At 63.5% G+C, this 14,750-nt stretch carries 16 protein-coding genes; 10 read left to right on the top strand and 6 right to left on the bottom strand.

Features of this window, described 5'->3' with window-relative positions:
• Window positions 1-88 precede the first annotated feature (88 nt).
• From ACTNFJ_RS06880 to mutM, 7 genes are all read left to right on the top strand, one after another.
• On the top strand, window positions 89-2,344 hold the full coding sequence (locus tag ACTNFJ_RS06880; RefSeq protein ID WP_435905664.1) for an ATP-dependent DNA helicase RecG: 2,256 nt from the start codon (window positions 89-91) through the stop codon (window positions 2,342-2,344).
• Between the two features lie 58 nt (window positions 2,345-2,402).
• Window positions 2,403-2,900: a pantetheine-phosphate adenylyltransferase gene (gene coaD / locus ACTNFJ_RS06875; protein WP_435905663.1), complete on the top strand. Its 498-nt coding sequence runs from the start codon at window positions 2,403-2,405 to the stop codon at window positions 2,898-2,900.
• 25 nt (window positions 2,901-2,925) lie between these two features.
• On the top strand, window positions 2,926-3,858 hold the full coding sequence (locus tag ACTNFJ_RS06870; RefSeq protein WP_435905662.1) for an NYN domain-containing protein: 933 nt from the start codon (window positions 2,926-2,928) through the stop codon (window positions 3,856-3,858).
• A gap of 61 nt (window positions 3,859-3,919) precedes the next feature.
• Complete coding sequence (locus ACTNFJ_RS06865) at window positions 3,920-4,462, top strand: YceD family protein (RefSeq protein WP_435905840.1); 543 nt, start codon at window positions 3,920-3,922, stop codon at window positions 4,460-4,462.
• Window positions 4,463-4,475: 13 nt separating this feature from the next.
• Window positions 4,476-4,679, top strand: coding sequence for a 50S ribosomal protein L32 (gene rpmF, locus ACTNFJ_RS06860; protein WP_433645851.1), 204 nt, complete (start codon window positions 4,476-4,478; stop codon window positions 4,677-4,679).
• Between the two features lie 46 nt (window positions 4,680-4,725).
• A complete protein-coding gene (gene rnc / locus ACTNFJ_RS06855) occupies window positions 4,726-5,484 on the top strand; it encodes a ribonuclease III (protein WP_435905839.1) in 759 nt (252 codons plus the stop codon).
• Window positions 5,485-5,487: 3 nt separating this feature from the next.
• Entirely contained in the window at window positions 5,488-6,450 is a 963-nt protein-coding gene (gene mutM, locus ACTNFJ_RS06850) for a bifunctional DNA-formamidopyrimidine glycosylase/DNA-(apurinic or apyrimidinic site) lyase (RefSeq protein WP_435905661.1), read from the top strand.
• A 66-nt stretch (window positions 6,451-6,516) separates the two neighbouring features.
• On the opposite strand, the gene ACTNFJ_RS06845 is transcribed toward mutM, so the two are convergent.
• The 5 genes from ACTNFJ_RS06845 to ACTNFJ_RS06825 all read right to left on the bottom strand — a co-directional run bounded on the left by ACTNFJ_RS06845 (window position 6,517) and on the right by ACTNFJ_RS06825 (window position 11,800).
• Entirely contained in the window at window positions 6,517-7,809 is a 1,293-nt protein-coding gene (locus ACTNFJ_RS06845; RefSeq protein ID WP_435905660.1) for a hypothetical protein, read from the bottom strand.
• 324 nt (window positions 7,810-8,133) lie between these two features.
• Entirely contained in the window at window positions 8,134-8,805 is a 672-nt protein-coding gene (locus ACTNFJ_RS06840; protein WP_435905659.1) for a response regulator, read from the bottom strand.
• Window positions 8,806-8,811: 6 nt separating this feature from the next.
• Window positions 8,812-10,011 carry a sensor histidine kinase gene (locus ACTNFJ_RS06835; protein ID WP_435905658.1) on the bottom strand — a complete coding sequence of 400 codons (1,200 nt, stop codon included), beginning with the start codon at window positions 10,009-10,011 and terminating at the stop codon, window positions 8,812-8,814.
• A 26-nt stretch (window positions 10,012-10,037) separates the two neighbouring features.
• A complete protein-coding gene (locus tag ACTNFJ_RS06830) occupies window positions 10,038-10,874 on the bottom strand; it encodes an ABC-2 transporter permease family protein (protein ID WP_435905657.1) in 837 nt (278 codons plus the stop codon).
• The gene (locus ACTNFJ_RS06825) at window positions 10,874-11,800 is read right to left on the bottom strand and encodes an ATP-binding cassette domain-containing protein (protein ID WP_435905656.1); all 927 of its coding nucleotides are present in this window, start codon (window positions 11,798-11,800) and stop codon (window positions 10,874-10,876) included. Before ACTNFJ_RS06825 ends, ACTNFJ_RS06830 begins: the two co-directional genes overlap by 1 nt.
• 73 nt (window positions 11,801-11,873) lie before the next feature.
• Between ACTNFJ_RS06825 and ACTNFJ_RS06820 the strand changes: the two genes are divergently transcribed.
• The 3 genes from ACTNFJ_RS06820 (at window position 11,874) to ACTNFJ_RS06810 (ending at window position 14,272) form a co-directional block, all read left to right on the top strand.
• Window positions 11,874-12,068, top strand: a complete 195-nt coding sequence (locus tag ACTNFJ_RS06820; RefSeq protein WP_435905655.1) for a zinc finger domain-containing protein — start codon at window positions 11,874-11,876, stop codon at window positions 12,066-12,068.
• Between the two features lie 23 nt (window positions 12,069-12,091).
• Window positions 12,092-12,781 (top strand): SDR family oxidoreductase, encoded by a 690-nt coding sequence (locus tag ACTNFJ_RS06815; RefSeq protein WP_435905654.1) that lies wholly within the window; start codon window positions 12,092-12,094, stop codon window positions 12,779-12,781.
• 123 nt (window positions 12,782-12,904) lie between these two features.
• Window positions 12,905-14,272, top strand: coding sequence for a flavin monoamine oxidase family protein (locus ACTNFJ_RS06810; RefSeq protein ID WP_435905653.1), 1,368 nt, complete (start codon window positions 12,905-12,907; stop codon window positions 14,270-14,272).
• 17 nt (window positions 14,273-14,289) lie between these two features.
• Here ACTNFJ_RS06810 and ACTNFJ_RS06805 read toward each other — a convergent pair whose 3' ends face one another.
• On the bottom strand, window positions 14,290-14,592 hold the full coding sequence (locus ACTNFJ_RS06805; protein WP_435905652.1) for a putative quinol monooxygenase: 303 nt from the start codon (window positions 14,590-14,592) through the stop codon (window positions 14,290-14,292).
• Window positions 14,593-14,750 lie beyond the last annotated feature (158 nt).

Genomic DNA, 14,750 nt, shown 5'->3' with positions numbered 1-14,750 from the left:
CGATCGTGTTTAGGGTGGTCATAGCGGCGGTCCTGGCGGTCCTGGGGGTCCTGGCGATCGTGTGGGCGCCAGGCGCTAGCCTGGGTGCATGAGCACCATCACCCTCGACACGCGCCTCGATGGTGTCGTCGGCGGGCGCACTGCGAAGGGCCTGGAGAAGGCCTTCGAGATGCAGACGGTGCGCGACCTGCTCTGGCATTTTCCGCGCCGATACTCCAACCGCGGAGAGTTGACCCCGCTCGTGGGCCTCCCTGTCGGCGAACACATTACGGTGCTGGCGCAGGTGCTCGATGTGCGCCAGCGCTCGATGCAGCGCCGCGGCGGTAGCCTGCTCGAGGTGCGCATTACTGATGGTGTGGGTACGCTGCAACTCACCTTCTTCAACCAGCCGTGGCGAGCTGCCGACCTACACGCTGGAGTGCGCGGCATCTTCGCCGGCAAGGTCAGCGAGTACATGGGTCAGTTGCAACTGCAGCACCCCGATTACCAGCTCTTTGCTGATCGTGAGGAGGCTGTGGCGAATGGCTTTCCTGGCGAAGAACCGGGGCAACTGGAGGCGAAAACCGACAAGTTTGACGAAGCCGCGGCCCGTGCCTTCGCCGAGCGCCCGGTGCCCATCTACCCGGCTTCGGCGAAGGTTGCGAGCTGGGTGATCCAGAAGGCGGTCGAGATGGCGCTCGATGCGCTCGACCCACAACTCACGGTGGCGGATCCGCTGCCCCCCGAGGTGCGCGAGGCAGGCGCCGCCATCAAGTTGGGCGTGGCGCTTGAACTGATTCACCGCCCAGAACGGCCTGCAGACTGGAAATTGGCGCGAGACAGTATGCGGTTTCGCGAGGCGTTTGACTTGCAGCTCGGGCTGCTTGACCGCAGGAGAAGGCTCGGCGAGGCTCCGAGCACGAGCCGCCCCAGGATCTCCGGCGGACTGCTCGATATGTTCGATGCCGGACTGCCGTTCGCACTCACCGCCGGGCAGCGTGAGTCGGGCGAGGTGATCTCACGCGAGCTCGCGCGCCCACACCCGATGCACCGGTTACTGCAGGGCGAGGTGGGCTCGGGCAAGACCATCGTGGCGCTCCGAGCCATGCTGCAGGTCGCCGAGGGCGATGGCCAGAGTGCGATGCTCGCCCCCACCGAAGTGCTTGCCGGCCAGCACTTTCGCAGTGTCACTGAGGCGCTCGGTCCCGCGCTCACCGAGCGGCTGCACCCTGTTCTCCTCACGAGCAAGATGCCCGTCGCCGAGCGGCGCAAGGCGCTCCTGGCGATCGCGAGCGGGTCGGCCCGCATCGTGGTCGGCACACATGCACTTATCAGTGAGCACGTCAGCTTCTACGATCTCGGGCTCGCGGTAATCGACGAGCAGCACCGGTTCGGGGTCGAGCAGCGCGAGGCGCTGCGTCAGAAGGGCAACGAGCCGCACGTGCTTGCGATGACGGCCACCCCAATCCCGCGCACGGTCGCGCTCACCGCTTTCGGCGACCTCGAGACCTCCACCATGCGCGACCTGCCCCCGGGTCGTCAACCCATCGAGACCTTCGTGGTGCCTGTGTTCGAGAAACCCGGATGGGCGGAGCGCGCCTGGGTGCGCGCCACTGAGGAGGTGGCCAAGGGGCGGCAGGTCTACGTTGTGTGTCCGGCGATCGCCGCGGGCACACGCGAAGAGGGTGATGCTGATTTCGCGTCAGAGTCAGATTCTGGGGGTGGATCGCGATCCGCCCCCGACCCAAAGACCCTCGCAAGCGTGGAACAGACCCTGCAAGAGCTTGCCGCGCGACCCGACTTCGCGGGACTGCGCCTCGCCGCACTGACCGGTGCGATGAAAGCGGACGAGAAGGACCGGGTGATGCGGGCCTTCGCGGCCGGCGAGGTCGACGTGCTTGTCGCTACCACCGTGATCGAGGTGGGGGTGAACGTGCCGAACGCCTCGACGATGATTGTGCGCGACGCCGATCGGTTCGGGGTGTCGCAGTTGCATCAGCTGCGCGGTCGTGTGGGTCGCGGTGAGCACCCGGGTCTGTGCCTGCTGCTCACTGGTGCGGAGGAGGCGAGCCACGCGCGCGAGCGGATTGCCGCGGTCGCAGCCAGCACCGATGGGTTCGCGTTGGCCGAGATCGACCTCGAGCTGCGCCGCGAGGGCGATATCCTGGGAACGGCGCAGTCAGGCGGGCGATCAACGTTGAAGCTCTTGCGCGTGGCCGAGCACGGCGAGCTGATTGTGCACGCGCGGGAGGTGGCAGCGGAGCTGCTGCGACGCGATCCACACCTGGAAACCGCGCCATTGCTGCGGGAGACACTCGAGCGGGAGGCCGATTTGCGAGCGCTCGACAATCTGGCGAAGTCGTAGAGCAGACATCTTCGGTGATTTTCGGGCTTCCCCGGGGCGCACCCCGTAGGCTTATCGTATGAGCAGTATCGCGGTTGTGCCCGGTTCGTTTGACCCTGTAACCCTCGGGCATCTCGACGTGATTCGTCGAGCCACCGCGATCTTCGATCAGGTGCACGTGCTGGTGGTACACAACCCCGGCAAGAACGCAATGCTGCCAATCTCGGAGCGCATGAACCTGATTCAGAAAGCGATTGATGACGATCCCGCGATGCCCGCGGGCAAGATCACGGTGGCATCGTGGTCGGTGGGGCTCCTCGTTGATTACTGCACCGAGGTGGGAGCGACCGTGCTCGTGAAGGGCATCCGCTCGCAGATCGATGTCGCCTACGAGACGCCGATGGTTCTGATGAACCGCAGCCTCGCAGGTGTTGAGACGATCTTCTTGCTGCCCGAGCCAGGTCACGCGCACGTCTCGAGTTCGCTCGTGCGTCAGGTGGCTGCGCTGGGGGGCGACGTCTCGCCCTATGTGCCTCAGGCGGTCGCGAACTACCTCGCTACGGCACGCCCCGCCTAGCGTGCGCGGCAGTTACGGCGCGGCCATGTCGCGCGAACCGCGGGTCGCCGTTTACTTCGATTTCGACAACATCGTCATCTCGCGTTACGACCAGATCAATGGCCGCCAGGCGTTCCGGCGCGATTTTCCCGGGGCTGCGGGCCGCGAGGCAATGACCCCTGAGGTGCGGGATCGCCTTCGTGCCGCGAACGTGAGCATTGACGCGGTGCTCGACTACGCGGCAACTTTCGGTGCGCTCGCGGTGTGCCGCGCCTACGCAGATTGGTCGCACCCGGTCAACGCCTCGTATCGTGACGATCTGACGGCGAGGGCAGCCGACCTCGTGCAGATGTTTCCGCTGAGCGTGCGACGGAAGAACGGAGCGGATATCCGCCTCGCGGTCGACGCGATGGAAGATCTGTTTGTGCTCGATGATGTCACGCACGTCGTGATCGTTGCGGGGGATTCTGATTTCGTACCGCTCGTGCAGAAGACCCGCCGTATGGGGCGTTACGTCGTGGGCATCGGCGTGGCTGGAGGCACGAGTCGAATCCTCGCGGGTGCGTGCGATGAGTACGCCGACTACGACGCGCTGCTCACCGATGAAGACTCCGACCTTGACGAGGTTGAGGCCGAGATTCCAACGCGCGATGAGGCTGAGAGAGGCAGTGCTGACGTGGTCGAGCAGCCGGTGGTGGATCGCCCAGCGCCAGAGGCAGCAAAGTCCGACGCAGCGCATCGGCGTCGACCCGGGCCTCTGCTGCGCAAGGCGCTGCTGCTTCTCGAGACGAAGACCGATGAGGAATGGCAGCGGGCCTCCGACGTGAAGAATCAGATGCTGCGCATGGATCCGTCGTTTCAGGAACGGGAACTCGGTTTCTCCTCCTTCACGGAGTTCGTGAAGGCCTATTTGGGTATCGTCGAGCTCGATGTGAGTAGCAGCCCGCACCTCATTCGCCGCCGGCCTGGCGCACACTGACGGAAGTCTCACGTTCAGACTGCGCCGAGGAGTCAGCGGTTAGGCTGGTGCAGTGAGTAGCATGCGCCAGTACCAAGAGAACGTTCGCGACATCATGAACCGCCCGGGGGAAATGCGCGAGCGCGAGCGCACTTTCGCCGTTCCCGAGGGATTCGGAGAGTCGCTAGCGAAGATTCCCGAAGGCGAATCGCTTGACCTGGAAGTGCGGCTTGAATCCGTGCACGAGGGCATTTTGGCCTCGGCTCGCGTGTTCACCACGATGCACGCGGAGTGTGGGCGGTGCCTTGAGCAGTTCACCGCTCCGTTCGAAGTCGAATTCCAGGAACTTTTCGCGTATACTCCTACGGAGGCCGACGAGTATGGGGTTCACGGTGATCACGTGGATCTTGAACCCCCGCTCCGAGACGCGGTAGTGCTTGCACTTCCGTTCCAGCCTGTGTGTCGCCCGGACTGCGCGGGGCTCGACCCCGAGTCCGGTGAGGTGCGTGATGCCAAAGCTGCAGCCGAGACCGATGCGCCGTTAGACCCCCGTTGGGCGGCGCTGGCCGGTTTGCTGGCCGAAAATAATGACGTGGATCGGCACACCGATCCTGGAAGCAAGTAGGAAAGAGAGCATCATGGCTGTTCCCAAGCGTAAGATGTCGCGCTCGAACACCCGCCACCGCCGTTCGGCGTGGAAGGCCGAAGCGCCAAAGCTGGTCAAGACCGTTGAAAACGGTCGCACCGTCTACAGCCTGGCGCACCGCGCTCGCGTAGTTGAGGATTCAAACGGCACCCCGTTGTTCCTTGAGTACAAGGGCCGCAAGGTCGCTGACGTTTAAGCAGCCTCGCGTGCACGCAGATCAACCTCTGCACGGCACCGAGCAGCTGCAAGCTGAGCCGTCGGGCTCGCCTGAGGGCGGCCCCGACGGCTTTCTTGCGCGGTTCGACGTAGCCGTGACCCCGGAGCTTCTCGAGCTCGCGCTCACGCACCGCTCGTGGGCTTACGAGCACGGCGGAGCGCCGCACAACGAGCGCCTGGAGTTTTTGGGCGATGCGATCCTGGGCCAGGCGGTCACGGTGAAGTTGTACACCGATTACCCCGAGCTCAGCGAAGGTGAACTCGCGAAGCGTCGGGCGGCACTCGTGTCGAGCGTCGCGCTCGCCGAGGTAGCGCGAAGCATCGGGCTGGGTGCTGAGGTGAAGCTCGGCGTCGGCGAGGAGCGCACTGGCGGTAGGCAGAAGGATTCGATCCTCGCTGACACTGTCGAGGCAATCATCGGCGCGGTCTATCTCTCGACGAACACGGAGGTTGCTTCGGCGTTCGTGCTCGGCCTGATTGAGCCCCTGCTCGCAGACCCTGAACGCTTCACCGTCGCGCTCGACCCGAAGACCTCGCTGCAAGAGGAGGCGGCCGCCCGTGGCCTGCCCCACCCGCCGTACGAGACGATCGGCGATGGCCCGGATCACGACCGCCGCTACACCGCGCGGGTCGAGATCGCGGGAGTGGTCGGCGAGGGGAACGGCACGAGCAAGAAGGTCGCCGAGCTCGCCGCCGCGCGTCACGCCGTTGAGCAGTTGCGCGCGGGCAACGGCACACCGGCGTCTTCGGCCTCTCAGAAGAAGCGCAAGCAGCCAGGCAAGTAACCCGTGCCGGAGCTTCCTGAGGTCGAGGTGGTTCGTGCGGGCCTCGCGCCGGCGATCACCGGTGCACGGGTTGTCGCGGTCGAGGTGGTGGATCCGCGCGCTCTCAAGCGACACCTGCCACTTGGCGGTGTGGATGCTGCGGGGGTGGGGCGCCACGGGGTCAGCCTCGATGCTGAATCCGGTGCCCTTCGCGCCGCCGACTTTGAGCGACGCCTCACCGGGGCGGTGCTCGGAGCTCCCGCGCGGCGCGGCAAGTTCCTGTGGGTGCCGCTCGGCGGTGCCGGCGAGGCCTTACTCGCGCACCTCGGTATGAGTGGTCAGCTGCTGCTGCGCGCGCACGAGGCACCCGATGATCGATTTATGCGGATCCACCTGTGGATTTCGCACCCGACGCACGGCGAGCTGCGGCTCGATTTTGCTGACCAGCGTCTCTTTGGCTCGCTTGCGATCGACACGTTGGTGCCGACCCCAGACGGAAAGCCCGGCGGAACCGGCACGGATCTCGCCGCGATACCCGGCCAAGCGCTGCACATTGCGCGCGATCCACTCGACCCGGCGTTCGACGATGCTGCGTTCGTGCAGGGCCTGCGCGCGCGTCGCAGCGCGGTGAAGGTGGCGCTGCTCGATCAGACCTTAGTGAGCGGCATCGGCAATATTTACGCCGATGAGGCACTGTGGCGGGCGCGGCTGCACCCTGGAACTCCGGCATCGCTGCTCAGCGTGCGGAAGGCGCGCGAGTTGCTCGGGCGGACCCGCGAGGTGTTCGCCCAGGCCCTTGCCGAGGGTGGCACGAGCTTCGACGCGCAATACGTGAACGTGAACGGGCAGGCCGGGTACTTCGCGCACTCGCTCAATGCCTACGGGCGCATCGGGGTGCCGTGCCCGCGCTGCGACACTCCGATCCGTAAGATCACCCTCGCGGGGCGCTCGTCGCACTTCTGCCCGAGGTGTCAGCGGAAGCGGTAGCAGCAGGGAGTGTGAAGTCGTTCACGGCTTCGTGCTCCTGTCGACGGATCCACCGCGGTGCTGGTCTCAATACCGGCGCCCGACGACCTTCGCTGAGACGAGCATCCATAGGGTGATCAGCAGTGCGATCGAGAACAATCCCGTGAGCGAATACAGCAGCACGGGGGAGTTTACTGCCGCGTCACCCGCCGACGGCTCTGGCGGTTCGCCTGAATCGGTGAGGAGGTCGCCCTCCGGCACAATCTCGCTGGTCAAGAGGTTCTGTGCGTCGATGAGCACTTCAACGCTCGTTGAGAGGCCATCAGCAGTGAACTCAACCTGCACATAATGCACCCCGAGCCCTAGCGCTGGCAATGCCACATGCGCGTGCCCATCTTGAACCTCAAGTTCCGGATCCAGAATCGTGCCGTTCAATGCAACCAAGCCGTCCCCATCAACCAGCTCTCCGGGGCTGCGTGAAGTCATCAGCGAAGCGGTGGAAATGTTGGCCTCGCCTGCATTCGCGGGCTCGTCACAGGCATCGGCTGATCCGCTGACTTCCGCCGGATGTGTCAACACACACAGATGAAGGAGAATTGGAGAATCGGAAGGCACGGGAACGACGTACCGCGGAATGGATCGAGATGGATCCAGTGTGCTGCCTCCGATAGCGTCCTCCGGGCAGTGCTGCATGGTCACGGCTTCGCGGCCTTCCGGGTCGAGGCCGAGCGTGGCAATGCATTCCTTTGCGATATCGAAAGCATGCACTTCCTTCTCCTCTGGCAGATCCTCTGAGGAAGCCTGCTCGGAAAGTCCGTCTAACTCGTCGTCTTCCCACAAAGGGACCGAGCCGGGGCGGTCGGGCGAACCGATGACCTTGCAGGCTCCCTTGAGCGGGATGCCGAAGCTTGATACGCGATATTGGTAGGCCTCAACGAACACGGTTCCCGGAGGGCAGGTGGGTACGAGCGACGACTTCTGGAGCTCGTCGTCGGTCTCGTCCTCGAATGCGTGGTTCTGGAAGAGTGCAATCAATTCGGCGTGACGGTCTTGGTCCCACGGTGTTGGGCGAGGCATCGACGCCAAGTAAGTGCGAATGTCAGAGCAATCGTCGACTCCATGGGTCTTGCACCACTCAAGTGGATCAGCAGAGTCGGGCGGCAACAGATCCGAAGACGACGTGTGAGCGGGATAACCAGAGGTCACCGTGAGTATCGCGGCCTCCAGGTCACCGTGGCTTTGCGACTCGGTCACGACTGCTGCCGACTGCGTGGGCGACGCCATGGCGGGAACTGACACACCGGTGGGAGCCACACCGACTGCGCCGGCAAGTGCGAGGGCCCCGAACAGTCGAAACATGCCGATGTGAATGGTGTTCATACTTGCACGCTATCTCGCAAGAGCTGAGATGTCACCCCGGGATCCGAGATCCGAGGTGCTTTGTTATGGAGCGCGTGCCCGTGAGCCGATTCCGAAATCTGGTGCCTCGGTTGCCCCAGGTGAGTTGCGACACTCGACATCGGCAGCCATCTCTGACGCCAGGCGGGCTGATGGGTACAGGCCTGCCGCATAATGAACCCTTATACGATTCGGGTGAACTACCACCTGATCAAAACTGACCCGTGCGCCGGTGAAATCATGAGCTGACAGGTGGGGGTTCTGGAGTCAGCCGGTTGGGGACTGCCGACGCAGCGTGGCTGCGGGCTATCGCCCGACGACGCCAATCTCATACGCAAGAACGACGGCCTGTACCCGACTCGCCAGCTGCAACTTGGAAAGAATGCGACCGAAATGCGCCTTAACGGTCGATTCGCTCACGAATAGCGCGCCTGCGATCTCTCGGTTGGAGAGCCCCTGCGCGACGAGCGCAAACACCTCGCGCTCACGATCGCTCAGCACGTGCAGAGCCTCTGCCGCGGCCGGTGCCGGAGAAGTCGGAGCCGCAAGCTGATCCACCGCGAGCTCGATGAGTTTCGCGGTCACGCGAGGCGACACCACGGCATCTCCCGCGTAGACCGTGCGGATTGCGGCCGTGAGCTCATCAGGGTGCGCATTTTTCAACAGGAAGCCAGCCGCTCCGGCCTGTAATGCGCCGAAGGCGAAGTCGTCATTGTCGTAGGTCGTGAGCACCAGAACACGGCTCTGTGGTCGCACACGAATGATTTCTCTCGTCGCGTCGATCCCGTTCATGTTTCTCATGCGCACGTCCATGAGAATCACGTCGGGGAGCAGACGCACGGCGGCTTCTACCGCCTCATCTCCGTCAGAGGCTTCCCCTACGACCTGCAGGTCAGGTTTCGCATCGATGACCAGCCGGAGACCGTAGCGAATCAGTTCCTGGTCATCGACGAGCAGTACCCTAATGCGATCGCTCATCTGGACTCACACCTCTTCCGTGGGCAAGACCACCGCCACGCGCCAGCCACCTGCCGCGTGTGGGCCAGCCTCAACGGACCCAGCATAGAGCACCGCTCGTTCTCGAATGCCGACGAGGCCCCGCCCTGGTTGTGATGTGGTGCCGGCACCCTCCGAAAAGTCGGTCACCTCAATTCGAATGACTTCCGGGCCTTCCGCAATGTCGACGGTCACGTCTCGAACTTGTCGCGCGTGCCGCAAGGTGTTGGTCAGTGACTCCTGAATAATTCGGTAGATCGTGAGGCTGAGCGCACCATCGATACCTGCAGAAGCGTTGAGTGAAAGAGAAATCGGGAGGCCTGCCGCACGGAATTCATCCACAAGCGCTGGAATCTGCCCCATCCCGGGTCTGGCGTGTGCGTGATCAATGTCTTCGCTCACCGACCCCAGGAGCCTGCGAACTTCGCCGAACGTGCGTCTCCCGGTTTCGGCAATTCGATTTACGGCACGACGTGCCTCGGCAGGGTCGGTCAATGACACGCTTTCGGCGCCATCAGCAAGTGCAATCATCACGGCGAGACTGTGGGCAATGACGTCATGCATCTCGCGTGAGATGTTTTCGCGTTCTTCGGCTCGCGCAAGGCTCGCACGCTGAGCTTGCTCTCTCCGGGCTTGCTCTGCTTGGGCCACGAGCGACGCGATATAGCGCCGCCGATGCGCAATATTCAGCGAAATGAGCAGTGAAAAGACGAGCGGTATCCCGAGCAAGAAAGCAAACGACAGAGACGCCGATGGAATGCTGTCGACGGGCGCCGGGGTGCGTCCCAGAAGCGCATATCCGAGGCTCTGTCGCCAGGCGAGAAGCGCAGCGGTAATGAGCGAGACAGCGAGAGCCGCAGCGAACACCTGCCACGCGTGCCTTGCGGTCTGGGTCAACGCTGCCATGACAACGAAAACAAGCAGAATCGAGGCTTCCCACCCGGTACCGATCAGCGCGCCCACCGGCACGAGTAGCATCGCGCTGACCGTCGCGAGCCGCGGCCGGCGGCGGCGGACCACTAATGTTGCAGCACAGGCGAGCGTGACAGCGACCATGCCTGGCACCGGCGTGACGTGAGGCTGTGCAAGCGACAGGGTAATGAAGAAGGTTGCGCCGAGAAGGTACGCCCCGATGAGTGCCGTGTCGAGCAGCGCCCTGCGTCGCTCAGCCGACGCGGCCGAGCTCATGGTTCCTGCCTCGGAGACTCGTGCACTTACACACCCCTCCTCCTGAGCGCGATCGCACCCGCGACGACCGCGATAAGGGTCCAAACAATCACGATCAAGTATCCAGCAGTAGGGCTCAAATAGCCTTGCGTGTTCCAGAACGGTGCGTCGCTGATTGGGTACGCGACCATCGAAAATCCGCCGTTACCAATGACTGCGGCACGAATGAGCGTCGAAGTTAGCCCGGGGGGCAGCATCGTAGAGATCCCGGGAACCAGGAACGTTGCCGTGAAGATGATGATCGCGCCGGCGGTCGTCGACCGCACGAGCGCTGCAATACCGAGCCCAAACACCGAGACGAGCGCGAGATAGAACACGACGCCGAGCAACGCGCTGAGTACTTCACTACTCAGGGGCGCTTCCAGGCCAAACCGTGCATAGAGCGGATAGGACGCGCTCCATGCACCAAAAATCATGACAGCTGCTGCGACGGCAACCGTGGCGAACAGGACTGTCGCCTTCGCCGCAAGTACCTGCAACCGCCTTGGCGTCGCAAGAAAGGTCGACTGCGCCGAGCCGGAGGAATACTCTGCACCGAGAGATATCACGCCGATGATCCCGACAAACACCGGGCACAGCGCCCCGGCAACCATAGTGACGTCATACATGGTAAGCGCAACGTCTGGCTCTCGGATGACGCTCAGTTCAAAATATCGAAACCCCGATAACACCGCGCCCACGATGCCCAAGAGGATCATGCCGATGAGCGCACCCCACGTCGAAGGCAAGGTGATGAGTTTGATCCACTCGGACATCATGAGATCCGAGAATCCAGACTCCTCCGGACGGGGCAACCGGCCAACTGGCGTTGCATTCGCGTGCATTATCGTGCTCCATCTGATGTGAGATTATGGGACTCGTACTCGACAGCTCCCGCGGTTAGCGCAAGATAGGCATCTTCCAACGAGCCGGAGTGTGTGACCACCTCGTGAAGCACAATGCCGGCGTTCGACGCAGCGCTGGCAATCTGCTCGGCGCTGAGCCCCGTCACCTCAATCGCGCCGTCGGTGTGCGAAATGACTGACCTCGCGCTGGTGCTCAGCAACGAACACAAGCGCTCAGGATTGTGAGTGCGTACACGAACTGAGGTCGTTGTTACTGATCCCACCACGCTCTGCAGTGGGCCGTTCGCGAGGATGCGCCCGCGTCCGATGACAATGAGTTCGTCAGCCGTGTGTGCCATCTCGCTCATGAGATGGGACGACAGCAGCACCGTACGCCCCTCGCGCGCCATGCAGCGCAGAAGTTCACGGATCCACATGATGCCGTCTGGGTCGAGCCCATTGATTGGCTCATCGAAAATGACCGTCTCGGGGTCGCCGAGCAGCGCGCTCGCGATGCCGAGACGCTGAGTCATGCCGAGCGAAAAACCGCCCACGCGCTTGTGAGCGACGTCCTCGATCCCGGTTATCCCCATCACTTCGTGCACACGTGCCCGGGGGATGCGGTGGGTTGCCGCGAGGGTCAGTAGATGCTTGTACGCGGACCGTCGTTTGTGGGCGGATCGCGCGTCGAGCAGGGCGCCTACCTCAAAAAGCGGGGCCGCGAAATCAACATAGCGCCGCCCGTTGACAGTGACAGATCCGGAAGTGGGGCGAGCCAACCCGGTCACCATCCGCATCGTCGTCGATTTTCCAGCACCGTTTGGTCCGAGAAACCCCGTGACTTTCCCTGGCACAACAGTGAAGTCGATCTGGTCGACGGCTCTTTTTTCGCCGTATATCTTGCTCAGTTGAACCGCGTGAATCATGCTGATCCCCTTTCGTCTGTATTGACGATAAGGATCGCGGCAGTCGCAACGCATCGGGCAGTGGTACCGGTTTGTGGGTCCCACTCGTACCTGGGTACATATCAGGCTCCCGGCCCAAACGCGGGTACTGCGCCGGGGATTATTTCATTGTGTTCATTCGCTGGGGCTCACCGGGGCGCCGCGCCCGCGCTGCGGCACGCCGATCCGCAAGATCACCCTCGCGGGGCGCTCGTCGCACTTTTGCCCGAGGCGTCAGCGCCGGCGGTGAATTGGCCGTGCGAGGATGGAGGAATGACTCTCCACTTCCTCACTGGCGCTGGCTCAGGCATCGGCGAGGCGCTCGCCACACGACTTGTCGACCGTGGTGACACGCTCGTGCTGCTCGCTCGAAGCGAAGACCGCGCTCACGTGCTGCGCGAACGGTTCCCAGGTGCCACGACGGTCGTCGCGGACCTGGCGGAGCCGCAGCGCATCGCAGAGGAGCTCGCGAGGCAACACCTGCCTGAGCGGCTCGATTCGCTGATCCACGTCGCGGGTGTGGTCGATCTTGGCCGGGTCGACGCGCTCTCGGTGTCGTCGTGGACCTGGCAGCTCGGCGTCAACCTCGTCGGGCCCGCCGAACTCACCCGCATCTTGCTCCCGGCTCTTCGCGCCGCGACCGGACAGGTCGTGTTTGTGAATTCGGGAGCAGGCCTGCGCACCTCGCCGGAGTGGTCCGCATACGCGGCATCGAAGCATGGGCTCAAGGCGCTCGCCGACGGCCTGCGCGCCGAGGAGGCCGCCCACGGCGTGCGGGTCTCGTCGATCTTCCCCGGGCGCACGGCGACACCGATGCAACAGCGCGTGCACGAGCAGGAAGGGCGACCCTATGACGCCACCGAGTTCATCGACCCCGAATCAGTCGTGACGGGCATCCTCACAATGCTCGATCTGCCGCGCGACGCGCAGATCCCCGAGCTCGTGATCCGGCCGGGTGCGTGACAGCCGGCACTCGCTGGCTGCGCCACACCGCGGCATTTCTGCTGCGCTAGCCTGGGGGAATCAGGGGTTGCGGCAGTTCACTTCGGCCTCAACACGTAGATAATCTCTGAGAGAGGCGCGCATTTGGTTCAGGAGCGATTCGACACGGTCGTCGTAGGGGCCGGCATTTCTGGACTCGTCGCTGCGCGACTCCTCGCGAGCCAGGGGCAGCGGGTCTGCGTACTCGAGGCCCGCGACCGCATCGGGGGGCGAGTGTACACCGATCGTGGTGGCGAACGTACCACCGATCTTGGCGCATCCTGGATTCATGGCATCAAGGGTGGCCCAGTGCACCAGATCGCCCAGGGCTTCGGCTTGCCGATGCTCGAGTTCACGGTGGGCAGTTACCAGGCCGGTGGCCGTCCCATCGCGTACTACGGCCCCGACGCTACCCGGCTTACCGCGGACGAGACCGAGCAATTTGTTGCGGATGCCGCGCGCATCGATGTCGAGCTCGCTGGGGTTATCGCCGCGGCTCCGTACGCGACGAGCTATGCCGAGGTGACCCGTCTCGCAGTCGGCGCAGTTGCCGAACGCGAGGGATGGGATGCGGATCGTGCGGCGCGGGTCATCGAGTACTTCGACCATCGCTCCGAGGAGCAGTATGGTGTCGATGCGCGAAAGCTCGACGCGCACGGACTTGAGGACGAGGTGATCGACGGCGACGAAGTCGTGTTCCCGAATGGTTACGACGAACTAGCATCACGCCTCGCCGATGGGCTCGACATTCGTCTCGAGCACGTGGTCTCTCGGGTCACTCGTGTCGGGGCTCCCGCCGTCTCGACCGGGGTTGTGATCGAGACTGAGCGTGGCCCGTTCGCCGCCGATCATGCAGTGGTGACGACTCCGATCGGCGTTATCGGCGGCATCGTGTTCGATCCGCCCCTTCCCCAGACGGTAGCGGATGCGATCTCGAAGTTCGAGATGAACGCTTTCGAGAAGGTTTTCCTGCGCTTCGCCCAACGGTTCTGGGACCCCGACGTTTACGCAATTCGGCGTCAGGGTGAGGCCGCGCTCTGGTGGCACTCCTGGTACGACCTGACCAAGGTTCACGGGGAACCCACACTGCTCACCTTTGCCGCGGGGGAGTGCGCCAAGCAAACGCGCTCCTGGAGCGACGAGCAGCTCTTCGCCTCCGTGCTCGATTCGCTGCGGGAGATCTTCGGTGAAGACATGCCGGAGCCCGTCCAGGCGCAGCGCACCTCCTGGCAGGATGATCCTTGGACGCGCGGCTCATACGCATACATGGCGCTCGGCTGCGCAGGGGAGGATCACGACCGCATCGCTACCCCGATCGACGACGTCCTGCACCTCGCGGGTGAGGCAACGTGGGGTGAGGATCCCGCGACCGTCAACGCGGCGATGTGCTCCGGGCATCGCGCGGCCGAGCGGATCCTGGGTGTCGAGCTAGCGTTTTCGCGGCTCGTGGATCCCATAACCACGGCCGAGTAATGCGAGAAAAGTGTCGACTATTGACGAAGGGGAGAACCCACGACGGTGAACTGATTCCCACCCATCTGGCCTGACAGTAGTGGCATCGCTTCCGTGATCGCCGCTCGAACGCTCTCGAGCTGCAACGAACCCTGGTGCGCTTCTGCCGACTCCCAGATTTCTGCGACAAACACGGTGTCGGGTTCGTCGGAAGTGACGCCGACTTCGTAGAGCAAGCAGCCCGCGTCACTGAGATCCAGATTCAACCGAGTAAGGATCGCGACCACCTCGTCCCGCTTGCCCGGCAGAGTACCTAGAGTTCCTACGTTTGCGAAGGTCATGAGCCTAATGGTACGGCGAACACTCCGTATACCTGTCTCGGTTTCGCACACGCGCGACGGAAAGCCTCAGAGGCCCACAATGCGGTCGATCAATTTCGCGCAGCTCGCGCTCGCTCGGAGAAATGCACTTACCGGGAGCGAAGTGCCGGATTAGGTCA

It is taken from the genome of Leucobacter shiyiweii (genome assembly GCF_052446065.1).
Classification (GTDB): domain Bacteria; phylum Actinomycetota; class Actinomycetes; order Actinomycetales; family Microbacteriaceae; genus Leucobacter.
This window is presented reverse-complemented; position numbering and strand designations above follow the sequence as displayed.